This is a genomic window from Kitasatospora sp. NPDC056327 (genome assembly GCF_042261735.1).
Lineage (GTDB): Bacteria > Actinomycetota > Actinomycetes > Streptomycetales > Streptomycetaceae > Kitasatospora.
In genome coordinates, this window is record NZ_JBHJRC010000174.1 from 1 (window position 1) to 17,678 (window position 17,678).

Annotated in this window: 16 protein-coding genes and 1 pseudogene; 9 read left to right on the forward strand and 8 right to left on the reverse strand. The window is 75.4% G+C overall.

Annotated elements, in window-relative coordinates:
- The 3 genes from ACFCX4_RS23425 to ACFCX4_RS23435 form a co-directional block, all read left to right on the forward strand.
- A partial coding sequence (locus tag ACFCX4_RS23425) for an ABC transporter permease (RefSeq protein ID WP_376145478.1) occupies nucleotides 1-1,057 on the forward strand: 1,057 nt, incomplete at its 5' end.
- A 29-nt stretch (nucleotides 1,058-1,086) separates the two neighbouring features.
- A complete protein-coding gene (locus ACFCX4_RS23430; RefSeq protein WP_376145481.1) occupies nucleotides 1,087-2,955 on the forward strand; it encodes a dipeptide ABC transporter ATP-binding protein in 1,869 nt (622 codons plus the stop codon).
- 372 nt (nucleotides 2,956-3,327) lie between these two features.
- Nucleotides 3,328-3,894 carry an EF-hand domain-containing protein gene (locus ACFCX4_RS23435; protein ID WP_376145484.1) on the forward strand — a complete coding sequence of 189 codons (567 nt, stop codon included), beginning with the start codon at nucleotides 3,328-3,330 and terminating at the stop codon, nucleotides 3,892-3,894.
- A 340-nt stretch (nucleotides 3,895-4,234) separates the two neighbouring features.
- Here the strand turns inward: ACFCX4_RS23435 and ACFCX4_RS23440 are convergent, their stop codons facing one another.
- Nucleotides 4,235-4,810: a TetR/AcrR family transcriptional regulator gene (locus tag ACFCX4_RS23440; RefSeq protein ID WP_376145487.1), complete on the reverse strand. Its 576-nt coding sequence runs from the start codon at nucleotides 4,808-4,810 to the stop codon at nucleotides 4,235-4,237.
- 121 nt (nucleotides 4,811-4,931) lie between these two features.
- On the opposite strand from ACFCX4_RS23440, the gene ACFCX4_RS23445 reads away from it, so the two are divergent.
- A complete protein-coding gene (locus tag ACFCX4_RS23445; protein WP_376145490.1) occupies nucleotides 4,932-5,540 on the forward strand; it encodes a dihydrofolate reductase family protein in 609 nt (202 codons plus the stop codon).
- Here the strand turns inward: ACFCX4_RS23445 and ACFCX4_RS23450 are convergent.
- Entirely contained in the window at nucleotides 5,482-6,519 is a 1,038-nt protein-coding gene (locus ACFCX4_RS23450) for an EamA family transporter (protein WP_376145493.1), read from the reverse strand. The genes ACFCX4_RS23445 and ACFCX4_RS23450 overlap by 59 nt on opposite strands.
- Before the next feature lie 129 nt (nucleotides 6,520-6,648).
- On the opposite strand from ACFCX4_RS23450, the gene ACFCX4_RS23455 reads away from it, so the two are divergent.
- The gene (locus ACFCX4_RS23455; protein ID WP_376145496.1) at nucleotides 6,649-7,065 is read left to right on the forward strand and encodes a gamma-glutamylcyclotransferase family protein; all 417 of its coding nucleotides are present in this window, start codon (nucleotides 6,649-6,651) and stop codon (nucleotides 7,063-7,065) included.
- 96 nt (nucleotides 7,066-7,161) lie between these two features.
- On the opposite strand, the gene ACFCX4_RS23460 is transcribed toward ACFCX4_RS23455, so the two are convergent.
- A complete protein-coding gene (locus tag ACFCX4_RS23460) occupies nucleotides 7,162-8,622 on the reverse strand; it encodes a catalase (RefSeq protein WP_376145499.1) in 1,461 nt (486 codons plus the stop codon).
- 202 nt (nucleotides 8,623-8,824) lie between these two features.
- Here ACFCX4_RS23460 and cbiE point away from each other — a divergent pair, with 202 nt between their 5' ends.
- Genes cbiE through ACFCX4_RS23480 form a run of 4 tightly spaced genes read left to right on the forward strand, consistent with a single transcriptional unit; the run spans nucleotide 8,825 to nucleotide 12,201 of the window.
- Entirely contained in the window at nucleotides 8,825-10,108 is a 1,284-nt protein-coding gene (cbiE, locus tag ACFCX4_RS23465) for a precorrin-6y C5,15-methyltransferase (decarboxylating) subunit CbiE (protein WP_376145519.1), read from the forward strand.
- Nucleotides 10,105-10,866 (forward strand): precorrin-4 C(11)-methyltransferase, encoded by a 762-nt coding sequence (gene cobM, locus ACFCX4_RS23470; protein ID WP_376145501.1) that lies wholly within the window; start codon nucleotides 10,105-10,107, stop codon nucleotides 10,864-10,866. The genes cbiE and cobM overlap by 4 nt, the downstream gene beginning before the upstream one ends.
- Complete coding sequence (locus ACFCX4_RS23475; RefSeq protein ID WP_376145522.1) at nucleotides 10,866-11,624, forward strand: cobalt-precorrin-6A reductase; 759 nt, start codon at nucleotides 10,866-10,868, stop codon at nucleotides 11,622-11,624. The genes cobM and ACFCX4_RS23475 overlap by 1 nt, the downstream gene beginning before the upstream one ends.
- Before the next feature lie 40 nt (nucleotides 11,625-11,664).
- Nucleotides 11,665-12,201: a DinB family protein gene (locus tag ACFCX4_RS23480; protein WP_376145504.1), complete on the forward strand. Its 537-nt coding sequence runs from the start codon at nucleotides 11,665-11,667 to the stop codon at nucleotides 12,199-12,201.
- A 162-nt stretch (nucleotides 12,202-12,363) separates the two neighbouring features.
- Here the strand turns inward: ACFCX4_RS23480 and ACFCX4_RS23485 are convergent, their stop codons facing one another.
- The 5 genes and pseudogenes from ACFCX4_RS23485 to ACFCX4_RS23505 all read right to left on the reverse strand — a co-directional run.
- Nucleotides 12,364-13,893, reverse strand: coding sequence for a UDP-N-acetylglucosamine 1-carboxyvinyltransferase (locus ACFCX4_RS23485; RefSeq protein ID WP_376145507.1), 1,530 nt, complete (start codon nucleotides 13,891-13,893; stop codon nucleotides 12,364-12,366).
- 171 nt (nucleotides 13,894-14,064) lie between these two features.
- Nucleotides 14,065-15,195: a cobalt-precorrin-5B (C(1))-methyltransferase gene (locus tag ACFCX4_RS23490; RefSeq protein ID WP_376145510.1), complete on the reverse strand. Its 1,131-nt coding sequence runs from the start codon at nucleotides 15,193-15,195 to the stop codon at nucleotides 14,065-14,067.
- Nucleotides 15,196-15,325: 130 nt separating this feature from the next.
- Nucleotides 15,326-16,840, reverse strand: coding sequence for a precorrin-2 C(20)-methyltransferase (locus tag ACFCX4_RS23495; protein ID WP_376145513.1), 1,515 nt, complete (start codon nucleotides 16,838-16,840; stop codon nucleotides 15,326-15,328).
- Entirely contained in the window at nucleotides 16,837-17,463 is a 627-nt protein-coding gene (locus ACFCX4_RS23500; protein ID WP_376145516.1) for a precorrin-8X methylmutase, read from the reverse strand. The genes ACFCX4_RS23495 and ACFCX4_RS23500 overlap by 4 nt, the downstream gene beginning before the upstream one ends.
- Nucleotides 17,460-17,678, reverse strand: a pseudogene (locus ACFCX4_RS23505) (cobalamin biosynthesis protein CobG); the annotation flags it as partial. The pseudogene ACFCX4_RS23505 and the gene ACFCX4_RS23500, both read right to left, overlap by 4 nt.

Genomic DNA, 17,678 nt, shown 5'->3' on the forward strand with positions numbered 1-17,678 from the left:
CCTCCCCGCAGGAGCGCGCGGCGGGACCGCCACCCCGACGCCCCCCGAACCCGGACCGGCCACCATGCTCTCCTTCGCCCTGCGGCGGATCCTCCAGGCGCTCGTCGTCCTGGCCGCGGTCTCCGCCGCCGCCTTCGCCCTCTTCTACGCCGGCCCCGCCGACCCCGCCCGGGCCGCCTGCGGCCCGCGCTGCGACACCGGCCAGGTCGCGGCGGTCCGCACGAGCATGGGTCTGGACCAGCCGCTGCTCACCCAGTACACCGACTACCTCGCCGGGGTCGTCGCCGGCCGGGACGTCCAGGACGTCGACGGCTCCGTCATCCACTGCGACGCGCCCTGCCTCGGCTACTCCTACCGGCTCCACCAGCCGGTGACCGAGGCACTGGCCGACCACCTGCCGGTCACCGTCTCGCTGGCGGCGGGCGCCCTCGCCGTCCTGGTGCTGCTCGGCCTCGGCACCGGCTTCGTCACGGCGCTGCGGCACGGCACCCGCACGGACAAGCTGCTCTCCGGCTTCACCCTGGTCGGCGCCAGCGTCCAGATCTACTTCCTCGGCTACGTGGCCCAGTGGGGCCTGGTCTACACCACCGGGCTGCTGCCGTTGCCCTCCTACACCCCGCCGGCCACCGACCCCGCCGCCTGGGCGGGCGGTCTGCTGCTGCCCTGGCTCGTCCTCGGCTTCGTCAACTCGGCGGTGTTCGCCCGGCTCTCGCGCTCCCAGCTGCTGGAGACGATGAACGAGGAGTACGTCCGCACGGCCCGCGGCAAGGGCCTCGGACGGCTGCGCACGCACCTCAAGTACACCTCGCGCGGCGCGGCCGGACCGCTGGTGCAGCTGCTCGGGCTGGAGGCGGGCGCACTGCTCGGCGGCGCCGTGATCACCGAGACGGTGTTCGGACTGAACGGCGTCGGACGGTTCGCCCTGGACGCCGTCGAGGGGCAGGACCTGCCCGCCGTGGTCGGCGCCGTCCTGCTCGCCGCCTGCTTCGTCGTGCTGTTCGTCGCGCTGGCCGACCTCGCGGTGGCCTGGCTCGACCCGCGCATCCGCCTCGGCTGACCCGCCCCGCCCTCCCTGGAGCCCGCCCCATGACCCCCGTACCCGACCCCGCGCCCGCCTCCGGGCAGGCCGCCGAGCAGCCGGTGCTCAGCGTCCGGGACCTCTCCGTCTCCTTCGCCGACCCGCGCGGCGGCGCCCCCGTCGCCGCGGTGCGCGGCCTCTCCTTCGACCTCGCCCGGGGCGAGGTGCTCGGCCTGGTCGGCGAGTCCGGCTCCGGCAAGTCGGCCACCGGGCTCGCCCTGCTCGGCCTGCACGACCCGCGCACCACCACGGTCACCGGCTCGGTCCGGCTGGCCGGCCCACGGGCTGCGGGGACGGGCGCGGGGACGGGGACGGCGGCGTCGGACGCCGCCGCGGGCGACGGGCCGGGAGCGGCGGGCGGGCCGGACGGGCCGGACGGCCTGGAGCTGGTCGGCGCCCCGGAGCCGGTGCTGCGCCGGGTCCGCGGCGGCCGGATCGCCCTGGTCTTCCAGGACGCGCTCACCTCGCTCAGCCCCTTCCACGGCGTCGGCGCGCAGCTCGCCGAGATGTACCGGCTGCACCACCCCGGTGCGGGCCGCGCCGAGGCCCGCCGGAGGGCCGCCGCGATGCTCGACCGGGTCGGTATCCCGGCCGCCCGGGTGCGCGACTACCCGCACCAGTTCTCCGGCGGCATGCGCCAGCGCGTGATGATCGCGATGGCCCTGATGAACGACCCCGACGTGCTGATCGCCGACGAGCCGACCACCGCGCTCGACGCCCGGGTGCAGCGCCAGGTGCTGGACCTGCTGGGCGAGTTGCAGCGCGAGCACGGCACCGCGGTGCTGCTGGTCAGCCACGACCTCGGGGTCGTCGCCGGCACCACGGACCGCACCCTGGTGCTGCGCGGCGGCCGGCAGGTGGAGACCGCGGCGACCGCGACCCTGCTGGGCGAGCCCCGGGAGCCGTACACCAGGGCCCTGGTGGGCGCCGCGCTCACCCTGGACTCGGTGCCGGGCACACCGCTGCCGACCGTCGACGACCCCGCACCGGGCCGGACCTCCCCGGCACGGCGGGCGGCGGAAGGCCCGGCGGAGGTCGCCGGGACGGCACCGGCGGCGGCAGCCGCTCCGGCGACCACGGCGGCCCCGGCCGGCCGGTGGCTGGTCGAGGTCGAGGACCTCGCCGTGCACTTCCCCGGCCGCCGTGGCCTCCCCCTCCCCGGGCGCCGCCCCGAGCCGGTCCGGGCGGTCGAGGGCGTCAGCCTGCGGATCGCCCCCGGCGAGACGCTCGGCCTGGTCGGCGAGTCCGGCTCCGGCAAGTCCACCACCTCCCGGGTGCTGGCCGGCCTCCAGGCCGCCACCGCCGGCACCGTCCGCTACGACGGCGTGGACGTCACCGCGCCCGACCGGGCGCTGCGGCGGCGGCTCAGCAAGGAGATCCAGCTGGTCTTCCAGGACCCGTACGCCTCGCTCAACCCGCGCCGCACCGTCGCCCGGACCCTGGACACCCCGCTGCGCCTGCACACCGCGCTCGACGCCGGGCAGCGGCGCGAACGGTCCGCCGAACTGCTGGAGCAGGTCGGCCTGACCGCCGCCCACCTGGACCGCTACCCGCACGAGTTCTCCGGCGGCCAGCGCCAGCGGATCGGCATCGCCCGCGCGCTCGCCCCGGAACCGCGGCTCATCATCGCCGACGAGCCGGTCTCCGCACTGGACGTCTCGGTCCAGGCCCAGGTGCTCAACCTGCTGATGGAGCTGCGCGAACGGCTCGGGGTCACCTTCCTGTTCGTCTCGCACGACCTCGCGGTGGTCCGCCACTTCTGCGACCGGGTGGCCGTGATGCACCGCGGCCGGCTGGTCGAGTACACCGACCGGGACCGGCTGTTCGCCGCCCCGCACACGGAGTACACCCGCGAGCTGCTCGCCGCCGCGCACTGAACGGCGGCCCGCGGGCGGTGCCGGTGCTCCTCCTCCGCGGTCGCCGCGCTCACGATCGGTCACCGGTCGTGAGCGGGGGCGGCGGCGCCCGGGTCTCCGGCGGCGACGTCGAACGGATCCCGACCGGGGTCGGCGACGGCCGGCGCGGCACCCCGCACGGCCGCATCCCGTGGCCGCGGCCGTGGCCGCTCCCCCGGCCGCCGACCGGCCGGCCGGCCGAACTGCCGCCCGGAGCAGGGGGATCGGCCGCCCGCCGCGCGCCCTGCTCGTCCGCTCGTCACTTCACGGCTTCGGCTGCGCGCCTGGTACCCGGCGCGTTAGCGTGCTGCGAATGACCGTTGTGACTGTTCTGTTCTGATGGCCGGGGGAAGCGTGTCCGAACAACTGTTGATGGCGAGGATCCACCACGGATTCGACCACCTCGACGCCGACGGGGACGGCCTGCTGACCGAGCACGACCACGTGCTGATGGGGCGGGCGGTGGCCCGCTCGCTCGGGCACCAGGAGGGCTCGGACGCGGAGGGGCGGATCGTCGCCGCCTACCTGGCCATCTGGCGCGACCTGCACGTCTCCCACCTGCCGATCGGCACCAGGGCGATCAGCCGCGCCCAGTTCGTCGCCTCGACCCGCGCGCTCGCCGACGACCCGGTGGCCGCCCGGACCGTCTTCGGGGCGCTCGCCGAGGCGTTCCTCGCGATCGCGGACGTGGACGGCAGCGGCACGGTGGACGCGGGCGAGTTCTTCGTCTTCCAGCGCGGCCACTTCTCCGCGCTCTCCCGCGACGACGCGGACGAGGCGTTCCACCGGCTCGACCTGGACGGCGACGGCCGGCTCTCCGCCGAGGAGTTCGTCTCCGGCCTGATCGAGTTCTGGACCAGCCGCGAACCGGAGGCCCCCGGCCACTGGTGGGCCGGCCGGCCGCCGTACTCGCTCGACTGACGAAACGTCACTTCGCCGCCGGCCCCGCGGGCGGGCCGGGCGGCGGGAACGGCAGTGACCCGGCGGCGGAGACGGCTCCCGGCCGCCCGGGGGTCGCGCCGACCGTGGTGAGTGCGAGGACGGGCAGGACGAAGAAGCCCGGCCGGACGGCCGCCCCCGGTGCCCCGGCCGCCGTCCGCGTGCCCGGGTCCGTCGGTTCGCCGCCCCTCCGCTCCCGGCTCCACCCGCCGTCCCGGCGGCGGCTCCCCCGCCGTGCCCGGCACTCGACGGACGGCATTCGAACGGTGCTTCCGGTCACGGGAGTCGAGCCGTCCGGCCGGGGCCGGGCCGCGGTTGACCGTCAGGCCCCGGGGACGGTGCGGGCGACGAGGGTCCCGACCAGGGCGGGGAGGGCGTCGGGGCCGAGGACGCCGGGGAGGGTGAGGTGTTCGACGAGCAGGCCGGTCATCGCGAGGTAGAGGGTGACGACGGTCTCGCGGTCGCCGGGGAGGCCCTCGTCCAGGTGGTAGGCGATGTTGGCCTCCAGCTGCTCGCGGATCGTGGTGGTGAGCAGGGCGCGGATCTCCGGGCGGCGGGTGGCCTCCAGGCGCAGTTCGAGCAGCGCGAGGTAGCCCGCCCGGTCGGCGTCGATACGGCGCACCAGGTCGTGCATCAGGGCGGTGACCAGGGCCCGGTCGCGGGGCGCCCGCAGCAGTTCGCCGATGATCACCGGGTCGGGGGTGAGCCGGTGGTGGATGTGCCGGGCGGTCTGGTCGAGCAGGGCGTCCCGGCCGGCGAAGTAGTTGGACGCGGTGCCGATCGGGACGCCTGCCCGGACGTCCACGGCGCGGAAGGTGAGTCCGCGCGCACCCTGCTCGGCGAGGACGTCGACGGCGGCGTCGGTGAGCGCGACGCGGCGGGCGGGGTTCTGGGCCATCGCTGAAGCTCCCTCGGGAAGTCTCTTGCAACCACTACGTTCGAAGTACTATAACTGTCGTTGTTCACCCGGCGGGACCCGCGGGGCGGGCCGAACCGACCGACACGTTCCAAGGATGTGGATGCGAAACCTCACGTACTACGTCGGCGCCACCCTCGACGGCTTCATCGCCGCCCCGGACGGCGACCACCAGTTCCTCATGCCGTACGTGGGCGGGGACTTCCTCGCCCACCTGTGCACGGAGTTCCCGGAGACGGTGCCGACCCCCGGGCGGGCGGCGATGGGCATCGCCGACGCGCCCAACAAGCGCTTCGACACCGTGCTCATGGGCCGCGGCACCTACGAGCCGGGGCTGGCGGTCGGCCTCACCGGCCCGTACGCCCACCTGCGGCAGATCGTCTTCTCGCGCGGCCTGACGGAGAGCCCCGACCCCGCGGTGGAGGTCACCGCGGCCGACCCGCTGGAGCTGGTCCGGGAGCTCAAGCGGCAGGACGGCCTCGGCATCTGGCTCTGCGGCGGCGGCGAGCTGGCCGGCCGGCTGCTGCCGGAGATCGACGAGCTGATCGTCAAGCAGTACCCGCTGGCGATCGGCGCCGGGGTCCCGCTGTTCCGCGCGGCCTTCGCCCCGCACGCCTTCGGGCTCGCCGGCTCCCGCACCTTCCCCAACGGGGTCAGCGTGCTGACCTACCGGCGGACCGGCGCCGCGACGGACGGCCCGGCGACCGGCTGACGCTCACCACCAGACAGACGCCCGCGACGACGATCGCCCCGCCCAGCAGGGTGGGGCCGGTCAGCGGCTCGGACAGCACCAGCCAGCCGAGCAGCACGGCCACCACCGGGTTCACGTAGGCGTAGGTGGCGACCAGGGTCAGCGGGGCGGAGCGCAGCAGCCAGGCGTAGGCGGTGAAGGCGACCAGCGAACCGAACACCACCAGGCAGCCCAGCGCCAGCCAGGACCGGGTGGAGACGTCGCCGAGCCGCAGCCCGTGCTCCTCCCCGCGGGCGAGTCCGATCAGCGTGTTGCCCAGCCCGCCGGCGAGCATCTGGTAGGCGCTGGAGGTGAAGACGTTGGCGGGCATCCGGATCCGCTTGGACGCGAAGGATCCGAGCGCCCAGGTGACGGTGGCGACGATGACCGCGATCACGCCGACCGGCGCGATGTCGCCGCCGATCGCCGGGGCGGACAGCACGCCCAGGCCGACCAGTCCGAGCAGCACGCCCGCCAGCTCGGCCCGCTTCGGGCGGTCACCGCCGGCCGCCGTCAGCAGCACCATCCACAGCGGCACGGCGGCGACCAGCAGGGCGGCCAGCCCGGAGGGGATCGAGTTCTCGCCGAGCACCACGAGGCCGTTCCCCCCGGTCAGCAGCAGGCCGCCGACCAGGGCCGCGGAGCCCAGCTGCCGCAGGTCCACCCGGAGCGCGGACGGCCCGTGGCGCACCGCGACGAACCCGGCGAGCAGCAGGCCGGCGGTCAGGAAGCGGGCGGCGGCGGAGAGGAAGGAGGGCATGGTCTCCAGCGCGATCCGGATCGCCAGGTACGTCGAGCCCCACACCACGTAGACGATCCCGAGCGCCACCCAGACCCCGGCCCCCAGCCTCGCGCCGGGCGGACCGTCCGCGGGCGGGCCGTCCCCCGCCGGGGCACCGGCGGACGGGGTCGCGGAGGCGGACGCCGGCGCGGCCGGTATGCGGTCGGCTGGAGCTGTCATGGGTGTCCCCTTAGGACGGTGCTGTCGCTTCACCGGATATGACACCGCATCGCCCACCCCGTGCGCCAGTGGGTATCACCGGCCGGGCACCATCGACTTCCGACCCGCCCCGCCCCCCGAGGAGCCCCCGTGCCCGCCGCCCTCCCCTTCTTCGTCTACGGCACCCTGCTCACCGGGGAACGCAACCACGCGGCCTTCCTGGCCGGCCGGTGCGCCGGGGTGCGGGCGGCGGTGCTGGAGGGTGCGGCCCTGCACGCCGGGCCCGGCTTCCCGTACGCCGTGCCGGACGCCGCGCCGGGGCGGCGGATCACCGGCGAACTGGTCACCATCCTCCCGGCCGCCCACCCCGGGACCCTCGCGGCGCTGGACCGGCTGGAGGACTGCCGGCCGGACGGCGGCGGCCTGTACGTGCGCCGGCGGCTGACCGTGCGCACCGACGACGGCGAACCGGCGGACGCCTGGGTGTACCTGGCCGGGCCGGCCGCCGCCGCCCGGCTGCGCGCCCGCCCGGCGCTCATCGCCTCCGGCGACTGGCGGCGCCGCTGACCACCGCGCGGAGGGCGCGGGCCCGTCACCGGCCCGCGCCCTCCTGGCTTCCCTCATCGCCCCCGCCCCCGGGACTTCCGGGGGCGGGGGACGTCTTCAGCCCTTGCCGACTCCCCTGGCCACCCGGTCGCCGAGCGCCTTGTCGACATTGCGCCAGTACTGGACGGCCCGCTCCAGCACCGGAGCGCTCACCCCGGCCTGCAGGTGCCCCACGATGTTGGACACCAGCCGGTCGCGCGCCGCGTCGTCCAGCACCTGGCGCACCATCGTGCCCGCCTGCCCCCAGTCGTCGTCCTCGGCGCGCAGGGAGTACGCCTCGCGCACCATGTCGCCGGAGCTGTGCCACCCGGCGCCGGGGTCGTCGTACGCCGCCGGGTCCGCGGCCGGACCGCCGTAGGAGTTGGGCGCGTAGGGCGCCGCCGTGCGCGCCGGGTCGAAGCGCATCGGCCCGTCCTTGGCGTAGGAGTGCACCGGGACGTGCGGCCGGTTCGGCGGCAGCTGCGCGTAGTTGGGCCCGATCCGGTAGCGGTGGGTGTCGGGGTAGGAGAACACCCGGCCGAGCAGCATCTTGTCCGGCGACACGCTGATGCCCGGCACCAGGTTGGACGGCTCGAAGGCCGCCTGCTCGATGTGGACGAAGTAGTCCTCGGGGTTGCGGTTCAGCGTCAGCTTCCCGACCCGGATCAGCGGGTAGTCGCCGTGCGGCCAGACCTTGGTGAGGTCGAAGGGGTTGAACCGGTAGCCGGGCGCGTCGTCGAACGGCATCACCTGCACGTGCAGCGTCCAGGACGGCGGGTTGCCGCCGTCGATGGCCTGCCAGAGGTCCTCGCGGTGCAGGTCCGGGTCGGTGCCGGCCAGCCGGTCGGCGTCCTCCGCGGTGAGGAAGTCGATCCCCTGGTCGGTCTTGAAGTGGTACTTCACCCAGAACCGCTCGCCGCTCGCGTTGATCCACAGGTAGGTGTGCGAGCCGTAGCCGTTCATGTGCCGGTACGACTTCGGGATCCCGCGGTCGCCCATCAGCCAGGTGACCTGGTGGGCGGACTCCGGCGAGAGCGTCCAGAAGTCCCACTGCATGTCGTGGTCGCGCAGGCCGTTGTCGGTGCGCCGCTTCTGCGAGCGGATGAAGTCCTGGAACTTGATGGTGTCGCGGACGAAGAAGACCGGCGTGTTGTTGCCGACCAGGTCGTAGTTGCCGTCCTCGGTGTAGAACTTCAGCGCGAAGCCGCGCGGGTCGCGCCAGGTGTCCGGGCTCCCCTGCTCACCGGCGACGGTCGAGAACCGGGCCAGCGCCTCGGTCCGCTTGCCCGGCTGGAAGAGGGTCGCCCGGGTGTACCGGCTGACGTCCTCCGTCGTCTCGAAGACGCCGTACGCCCCGGACCCCTTGGCGTGCACCACCCGCTCCGGCACCCGCTCCCGGTTGAACTGGGCCATCTTCTCGATCAGGTAGTGGTCGTGGAGCAGGATCGGGCCGTCCCTGCCCACCGTGAGCGAGTTCTCGTCGCTCGGCACCGGAACGCCGGCGTTGCTGGTGGTGTTCGGGACCGCTGAGTCGGACATGGTGTCCTCCGTTGCGTGCTGACGTCCCCCGCGTTGCCTGCTGAGGCCCCCCGGCTTCCCCGGGCACGACGCTAACCCCGCGCGACCGGGCGCGCACCCCGACCCGCCCCGCACTCCGGCCGGCCGGGCCCGCACCCCGGCCGCCCGGGCCCGCACCCTGGCCGGCACCCGGACGGATACCGCCAGGTAGGCTGCCCAGGCCCTGTCCCGACGCCCCGCCCCGAGGAGCCCCCCGGTGCCCCAGCAGCCACCCCCGATCACCGTCGTCGGGATCGGGGCCGACGGCTGGCCCGGCCTCGCCGGCACCGCCCGCGCCGCGCTGCGGGCCGCGGACGCCGTGCTCGGCGGCCCCCGGCAGCTCGCCCTGCTGCCCGTCGGCGAGGTGACCGCCGAACGGGTGCCGTGGCCCTCGCCGCTGCGCCCGGCCGTCCCCGGACTGCTCGACCGGTACGCGGACCGCCGCCTCGCCGTGCTGGCCAGCGGCGACCCGATGTTCCACGGCATCGGCCGCACCCTCGCCGAGACCGCGGGCCCCGAACGGCTGCGCGTCCTGCCGCACCCCTCCTCCGTCGCGTACGCCTGCGCCCGGCTCGGCTGGCCGCTGGAGTCCACCGACGTGGTCACCCTGGTCGGCCGGCCGCTGGACACCCTGCGGCTCGCCCTCAACCCCGGCCGCCGGCTGCTCGTGCTCAGCGCCGACGCCGGCACCCCGGCCGCCGTCGCGGCGCTGCTCACCGGGAGCGGCCACGGCTCGGCCCGGCTGCGCGTCCTGGAACAGCTCGGCGGCGCCGGCGAGCGGCAGCTGGACGGCCCCGCCGACGGCTGGCCGCACCCGCCCGGCGACCCGCTCAACCTCGTCGCCGTCGAACTCGGCACCGACGGCCCGCGCACCCAGGTCGTCCCCGGCCTGCCGGACGGCGCGTACGAGAGCGACGGCCAGCTGACCAAGCGCCACGTGCGCGCCGCCACCCTGGCCGCCCTGGCGCCCGTCCCCGGCGAACTGCTCTGGGACGTCGGCGGCGGCTCCGGCTCGATCGCGGTCGAGTGGCTGCGCGCGCACCGCGACAACCGGGCCGTCACCGTCGAACGGGACCCGGCGCGCGCCGCACGGATCACCCGCAACGCCGCCGCGCTCGGCGTGCCCCGGCTGCACGTGGTCACCGGCGCCGCGCCGGACGCGCTCGCCGGACTGCCCGCCCCGGACGCGGTGTTCGTCGGCGGCGGGCTCACCGCGCCCGGCCTGCTCGACGCCTGCTGGGCCGCCCTGGCCCCCGGCGGCCGGCTGGTCGCCAACACGGTGACCCTGGAGTCCGAGGCGCTGCTCACCACCTGGTACCGGCGGCACGGCGGCGAGCTGCTGCGGCTCGCCGTGGCGCACGCCGTCCCGGTCGGCGGCTTCACCGGCTGGCGCCAGGCGATGCCGGTCACCCAGTGGTCCGCCGTCAAGCCCGCCGTGTCCCCCACCCCCGAGGAGAACGCCCCGTGACCGTCCACTTCATCGGGGCCGGCCCCGGCGCCGCCGACCTGATCACCCTGCGCGGCCAGCGGCTCCTCGCCCGCGCCGAGGTCTGCCTGTACGCGGGCAGCCTGGTGCCGCGCGAGCTGCTGGCGGAGTGCCCGCCCGGCGCCCGGCTGGTCGACACCGCCAACCTCACGCTCGACCGGATCGTCGAGGAGATGGTCGCCGCGCACGCCGCCGGGCAGGACGTCGCCCGGCTGCACTCCGGCGACCCGTCCGTGTTCAGCGCCGTCGCCGAGCAGATGCGCCGGCTCGACGCGGCCGGCGTGCCGTACGAGGTGGTGCCGGGCGTGCCGGCCTTCGCCGCCGCCGCGGCCGCGCTCAAGCGCGAGCTGACCGTGCCGACCGTCGGCCAGACCGTCATCCTCACCCGGATCGCCAAGCGCGCCACCCCGATGCCGGAGGGCGAGGACCTCGCCACCCTCGGCCGCAGCGGCGCCCTGCTGGTGCTGCACCTGGCCGCCGGCTACGTGGACGACGTCGTCGAGCAGCTGCTGCCGCACTACGGGGCGGACTGCCCGGCCGCCGTGGTCGCGATGGCCAGCCGGCCGGACGAGCTGGTGCTGCGCGGCACCGTCGGGGACATCGCCGGCCAGGTGAAGGCCGCGGGCGTGGTCCGCACCGCGGTGATCATCGTCGGCCGGACGCTGGCCGCCGGGCAGTTCCGCGACAGCCACCTCTACTCGGCGGACCGCGAGCGCCCCCACGAGCCCTGCGGCGCGTGATGGCGCACGTCCTCCTGCTCGGCGGCACCACCGAGGCCCGGCTGCTCGCGGCCGCGCTGGCCGCCGACTCCTCCGGCCTCCGGGTCACCAGCTCGCTCGCCGGGCGGGTCGCCGAACCCCGGCTGCCCGCCGGCGAGGTCCGGATCGGCGGCTTCGGCGGCCCGGACGGCCTCGCCGCCTGGCTGCGCGCGGAACGGGTGACCGCGGTGGTCGACGCCACCCACCCGTTCGCCGCCGCGATGTCCGGCAACGCCGCAGGGGCCGCGGCGGCGACCGGCGTGCCGCTGCTCGCGCTGCGGCGCCCCGGCTGGGCCGAGGTGCCCGGCGACCGCTGGCACCGCGTCCCGTCGCTGGACGCCGCCGCCGCGCTGCTGCCCGCGCTCGGCCGGCGGGTCCTGCTCACCAGCGGCCGGCAGGGCATCGGGGCCTTCGCCCACCTCGACGGCCTGCACTTCACGGCCCGCTCGGTCGACCCGCCCGAACCGCCGCTGCCCGCCTCGCTCGACGTCCTGCTCGACCGCGGCCCGTTCAGCCTGGACGGCGAGCGGGCACTGCTGCGCGGGCACCGGATCGACGTCGTGGTGACCAAGGACAGCGGCGGCGCCGCCACCGCGCCCAAGCTCACCGCCGCCCGTGAGCTCGGCCTGCCCGTGGTGGTCGTGGAGCGCCCGCCGCTGCCGCCCGGCGTCCCGGCGGTGCCGGACGTGCCGGCCGCCCTCGCCTGGCTGGCCGGGCTGGCCGGGCTGGCCGGGCGTTAATTCCTGTCCCAGGCCGGACCGTTCGTGCCACGATGGCCGGATGACCGACGCCTACGAACTCGCCGACGCCGCCCGTACCGAACCGCCCCTGGCCGCCGGGGAACTCGCCACCCTGACGGGCTTCCTCGACTTCCAGCGCGGCACCTTCGCCTGGAAGTGCGCCGGGCTGACGACCGAACAGCTCCGCGCCCGGCCGCTGCTCCCCTCCACGCTCTCGCTGCTCGGCCTGACCCGCCACCTGGCCGAGGTGGAGCGCGGCTGGTTCCGCAACGTCCTCGCCGACGAGGGCCGGGCCGGCTTCTGGAGGCGCCCCGACGACTCCTTCGCCGAGTTCGACGCCGACGGGGCCGACCCGGAGGAGGCCTTCTCGGTCTGGCGCGGCGAGTGCGCCCACGCCCGCGAACTCGTCGCCGCCGCCCCGTCCCTGGACGTCCTCGGCCACCACCGTGCCGCCGACGGCAAGGAGACCGCCTACTCCCTGCGCTGGATCCTCACCCACATGATCGAGGAGTACGCCCGCCACAACGGGCACGCGGACCTGATCCGCGAACACCTCGACGGCCGCACCGGCGAATGACCGCCCCGGGGCGAAGGGCACCGCACCGGTGGGGAGCCGGCTGAAGGACCGCGGCGGGGACGCCCCGACGGCCGTGGCCGTGGCCGCGCGGGCGGCCACGGCCACGGTTGCGGCCACGATCCCGGTACCGGTCCCCCGACGGGTCCGGTCCCCGTGCGGGGATCAGATGTCGCGGAAGGTCTCGATCCGGGCGCCGATCGAGTTGAGGCGCTCGGCGAGGTCCTCGTAGCCGCGGTTGATGACGTAGACGTTGCGCAGCACCGAGGTGCCCTTGGCCGCGAGCATCGCGAGGAGGATGACGACGGCGGGGCGCAGGGCCGGCGGGCAGACCATCTCGGCGGCGCGCCAGCGGGTCGGGCCCTGGACGAGGACGCGGTGCGGGTCGAGGAGCTTGATGTCCGCGCCGAGCCGGGTGAGTTCGGTGAGGTAGATGGCGCGGTTGTCGTAGACCCAGTCGTGGATCATCGTGGTGCCGTGAGCGGCCGCGGCGATGGCGGCGAAGAACGGCACGTTGTCGATGTTGATGCCCGGGAAGGGCATCGGGTGGATGGTGTCGACCGGCGCGGTGAGCTTGGAGGGGCGCACGGTGAGGTCGACCAGCCGGGTGCGGCCGTTGTGGGCGGAGTACTCCGCGGTGCGGTCGTAGTCGAGGCCCATGCCCTCCAGCACGGCGAGTTCGATCTCCAGGAACTCGATCGGCACCCGGCGGATGGTCAGCTCGGAGGAGGTGACCACGGCGGCGGCGAGGAGGCTCATCGCCTCGACCGGGTCCTCTGCCGGGGTGTAGTCGACGTCGCAGGTGATCTCGGGGACGCCGTGCACGGTGAGGGTGGTGGTGCCGACGCCCTCGATCCTGACGCCCAGCTTCTCCAGGAAGAAGCAGAGGTCCTGGACCATGTAGTTGGGCGAGGCGTTGCGGATGACGCTGACGCCGTCGTGGCGGGCGGCGGCGAGCAGGGCGTTCTCGGTGACGGTGTCCCCGCGCTCGGTCAGCACGATCGGACGGTCCATCGGCGTGCCGGGCTGGACGGACGCGTGGTAGGCGCCGCCGGTGGTGGCGACCTCCAGGCCGAACCGGCGCAGCGCGGTGAGGTGCGGCTGCACGGTGCGGGTGCCGAGGTCGCAGCCGCCGGCGTAGGGGATCGCGAAGGTGTCGGCGCGGTGCATCAGCGGGCCGAGGAACATCAGCACGCTGCGGGTGCGGCGGGCGGCCTCGACGTCCATGCCGGCGAGGTCGAGCTCGGCGGGCGGGGTGAGCTCCAGGTCGCGGCCGCCGTTGGTCCAGCGGCTCCTGACGCCGATGCTGGTCAGCACCTCCAGGATCCGGTAGACCTCCTCGATGCGGGCGACGCTGCGCAGGGTGGTGCGGCCGGTCGTCAGCAGCGAGGCGCAGAGGATGGCCACGCAGGCGTTCTTGCTGCTGCGGACGTCGATCGCGCCGGAGAGGGTGGTGCCACCGGCGACCCTCAGGTGCATCGGGCCGGCGTAGCCGAGGGAGACGATCTCGCTGTCGAGCGCTTCGCCGATGCGGGCGATCATCTCAAGGCTGACGTTCTGCTTGCCCTGCTCGATGCGGTTGACCGCGCTCTGGCTGGTGCCGAGGGCCTCGCCGAGCTGGGCCTGGGACCAGCCGCGGTGCTGACGCGCGGTGCGGATGAGGGTGCCGATTCGGGTGAGGTAGTCGCCTGTCACTCGGCAGACCATATCTCATGGCTGAGATAGCAACAGAACCAACCCCGGGCGTGGCGCCACTTATGTCCGTTTCTCACCCCGTATGAGCGTCAGTTCTTCACATCATGACGGTGTTCCCGGACGGAACCGGGACGGAACCGGGACACGGGGCGGCCGTGGGGAGGACGGCGTTCAGGGCCCCAGCGGTTCCGCCCGGCCGACGATCGTCCCGGCCCGGTCGATGCAGATGACGTCCACGGCCACCGGCGAACCGACCAGCACCCCGAGCGCGGTGGCCCGCGCCGCCTCGGCCACCAGGTCGCCCAGCGGCACCCCGGCCGCCCGGCAGCGCTGGATCGCCTCCAGCGCGGTGTTGGCCCCCGCGACCGCCGCCGCCAGCTCCTCGTCCGCGCCGCCCGTACGGGCCAGCCCGGCCAGGTACCCCTGGTCCACCTGGGAGCGCGCCGAGTGCAGGTCCAGATGGCCGGCGGCGAGCTTGGAGAGCTTGGCGAACCCGCCGGCGATGGTCAGCCGCGGCACCGGGTGGCGCCTCAGGTACTTGAGCACGGCGCCCGCGAAGTCGCCCATGTCCAGCAGCGCGTCCTCGGGCAGGCCGTGCACGGCGACGGCCACCTTCTCCGACGTCGAACCCGTGCAGCCGGCCACGTGGGTGCGCCCGGCCGCGCGCGCGACGTCCACCCCGCGCCGGATCGAGTCGATCCACGCGGAGCAGGAGTAGGGGACGACGATCCCGGTGGTGCCGAGCACCGACAGCCCGCCGAGGATCCCCAGCCGCGGGTTCCAGGTGGAGCGGGCGATCTCCTCGCCGTGGTCGACGGAGATCTCCACCACCACGTCCCCGCTGCCGCCGCACTCCGCCGCGACCTCGGCGACCGCGTCCCGGATCATCTGCCGGGGCACCGGGTTGATGGCCGGCTCGCCGACCTCCAGCGGCAGCCCGGCCTTGGTGACCGTCCCCACCCCCGGCCCGGCCCGGAACACCACACCGCCGCCCGGCTCACCCGCCCGCACGGTGGACCGCACCAGCGCGCCGTGCGTCACATCGGGGTCGTCACCGGCGTCCTTCACCACCCCGGCCATCGCCCGCCGCCCGTCCGGCCCCTCGGTGATCCCCTCCACCGCGAGCGCGAACGCCGGCCGCTGCCCCTTGGGCAGGGTGATCTCCACCGGGTCCGGGAAGACCCCCGTCAGCAGCGCCCGGTAGGCGGCCTTGGTCGCCGCCGTGGCACACGCACCGGTCGTCCAGCCGTGCCGCAGCCCACTGCTCCGCAGCTGCCCGGCCCGCCCACCGACCTCACCCATGCCGCACCGTTCCTTCGTACCCGTCCGGGCCCCGTCGTGGCCTTCCGCTCCGGAACCCATCGTCCCCCGCGCGTCCGGCCCGGGCCCAATCGGGGCCGGGCCGGACTGCCGTCCGCACGGCGGACCGGGCTCACGCCTCCGGGTAGCGGCGGGGGGTCCAGGTGACGTCGGGGTGGGGGGCGCGGGGGACGTGGCGGGTCTGGGAGGAGCCGACGAGGAGGATGGTGCGCATGTCGACCTCGGCGGGGTCGAGGTCGGCGAGGCGGACGGTGCGCACGCGTTCGGCGGGGCCGCCGACGTCGCGCGCCAGGACCACCGGGGTCTCCGGGGCGCGGTGCTCCAGGAGGAGGTCGCGGGCCAGGCCGACCTGGGTGGTGCGGGACTGCGAGCCGGGGTTGTAGAGGGCGAGCACCAGGTCGGCCCCGGCGGCGGCGCGCAGGCGCGCGGCGACGACGTCCCAGGGCTTGAGGCGGTCGGAGAGCGAGACCACCGCGTAGTCGTGGCCCAGCGGGGCACCGGCCCGGGAGGCCGCCGCGTGGGCCGCCGTCATGCCGGGGACGATCCGCACCGGGACGTCCCGGTAGGTCTCCTCGCAGGCGACCTCCAGCACGGCGGTGGCCATCGCGAAGACGCCGGGGTCGCCGGAGGAGACCACCACGACCCGGTGGCCCCGGCGGGCCAGGTCGAGCGCGAACTCGGCGCGCTCGGACTCCACCTTGTTGTCGGAGCCGTGCCGCACCTGGCCGGGGCGCTCCGGCACCCGGTCCAGGTAGGTGGTGTAACCGACCAGGTCGGTGGCGGAGGCGAGGGCGCCGCGCGCCTCGGGGGTGAGCCAGAGCGGGCCGGCCGGGCCGGTGCCGACGACGGTGACGCTGCCCGGCCCGCTCAGGTCGGGGGCCGGGGGCTCCAGCGGGGCGACCCGGCTGGGCAGCACGGCCACCGAGAAGTAGGGGACGCCCTCCGGGTCGACGGAGGCCAGCGGCGCGGTCCGCTCGCCCTCCATGAACGCCCGCTCGACGTACTGGGCGTCGGCCAGCCGGCCGGCCCGCTCAAGGGCGCGGCGCACCACCGGGAAGGTGCGGCCGAGCTTCATGACGACGGCGGAGTCGGCGGCGGCCAGGCGGGCGGTCAGCTCCTCCTCGGGCAGCGTGCCGGGGATGACGGTGAGCGTCTCCTCGGCCTCGGTGAGCGGCTGTCCGAGCCGGGCGGCGGCGGCGCTGACCGAGGTCACGCCGGGGACCACCTCGGTCGGGTAGCGGTGCGCCAGCCGCTTGTGCATGTGCTGGTAGGAGCCGTAGAAGAACGGGTCCCCCTCGGCGAGCACCACGACGTCGCGGCCGGCGTCCAGGTGGGCGGCCAGCCGGGCGGCGGCCTCCTCGTAGAAGTCGTCCAGCGCGCCCCGGTAGCCACCGGGGTGGTCGGTGGTCTCGACGGTGATCGGGTAGACGAGCTTCTCCTCGATCTGACCGCCCGCCAGGTAGCGCTCGGCGATGGACCGGGCGATGGACCGGCCGTGCCGGGCGCTGTGGTAGGCCACCACGTCGGCCTTGCCGATGAGTTCGGCGGCGCGGACGGTCACCAGCGAGGGGTCGCCGGGGCCGAGGCCCACCCCGTAGAGCCGGCCGGTCTGCTGGTTCTCCGTCACTCTTCCTCGCTCGCAATCGCGTTGACCGCGGCGGCGGCGATCGCGCTGCCGCCGCGCCGGCCGCGCACCACCAGGTGCTCCAGGCCGGCCGGGTGGGCGGCCAGGGCCTCCTTGGACTCGGCCGCGCCGATGAAGCCGACCGGCACCCCGATCACCGCGGCCGGGCGCGGGGCGCCGGCCTCGATCATCTCCAGCAGGCGGAACAGCGAGGTCGGCGCGTTGCCGACGGCGACCACGGCGCCTTCGAGCCGGGGCAGCCACAGTTCCATCGCGGCGGCGCTGCGGGTGTTGCCCATCGCGCGCGCCAGCCCGGGCACGGACGGGTCGGTGAGGGTGCAGATCACCTCGTTGTCGGCGGGCAGCCGCTTGCGGGTGACGCCGCTGGCGACCATGTTGACGTCGCACAGGATCGGCGCACCGGCGTTCAGGGCGGCGCGCGCGGAGGCGACCACGCCGGGCGAGTACACCAGGTCCTCGACCAGGTCGACCATGCCGCAGGCGTGGATCATCCGCACGGCGACCCGGGACACGTCCGCGGGCAGCGCGGCCAGGTCGGCCTCGGCGCGGATGGTGGCAAAGGACTGGCGGTAGATGGACGCGCCGTCCTTCTCGTACTCGATCACGTGGTGGTCCTCCGGGCCGCGGCGACCGCCGCGGCCATCTCCTCGTTCGTCACTTCCACGACGGTGCCGTGGTCCGGCGGCGCACCCGCCACCGTCACCCGGTACCCCTGCCCGGTCGCCAGCGCGTCCACCCACCGTCCGGCGGGGTGGCCGCAGCGCCGCTCGCAGCCGGACCAGTGCACCGGCAGCAGGGCGCTGGACGCGGTGCGGGGCGC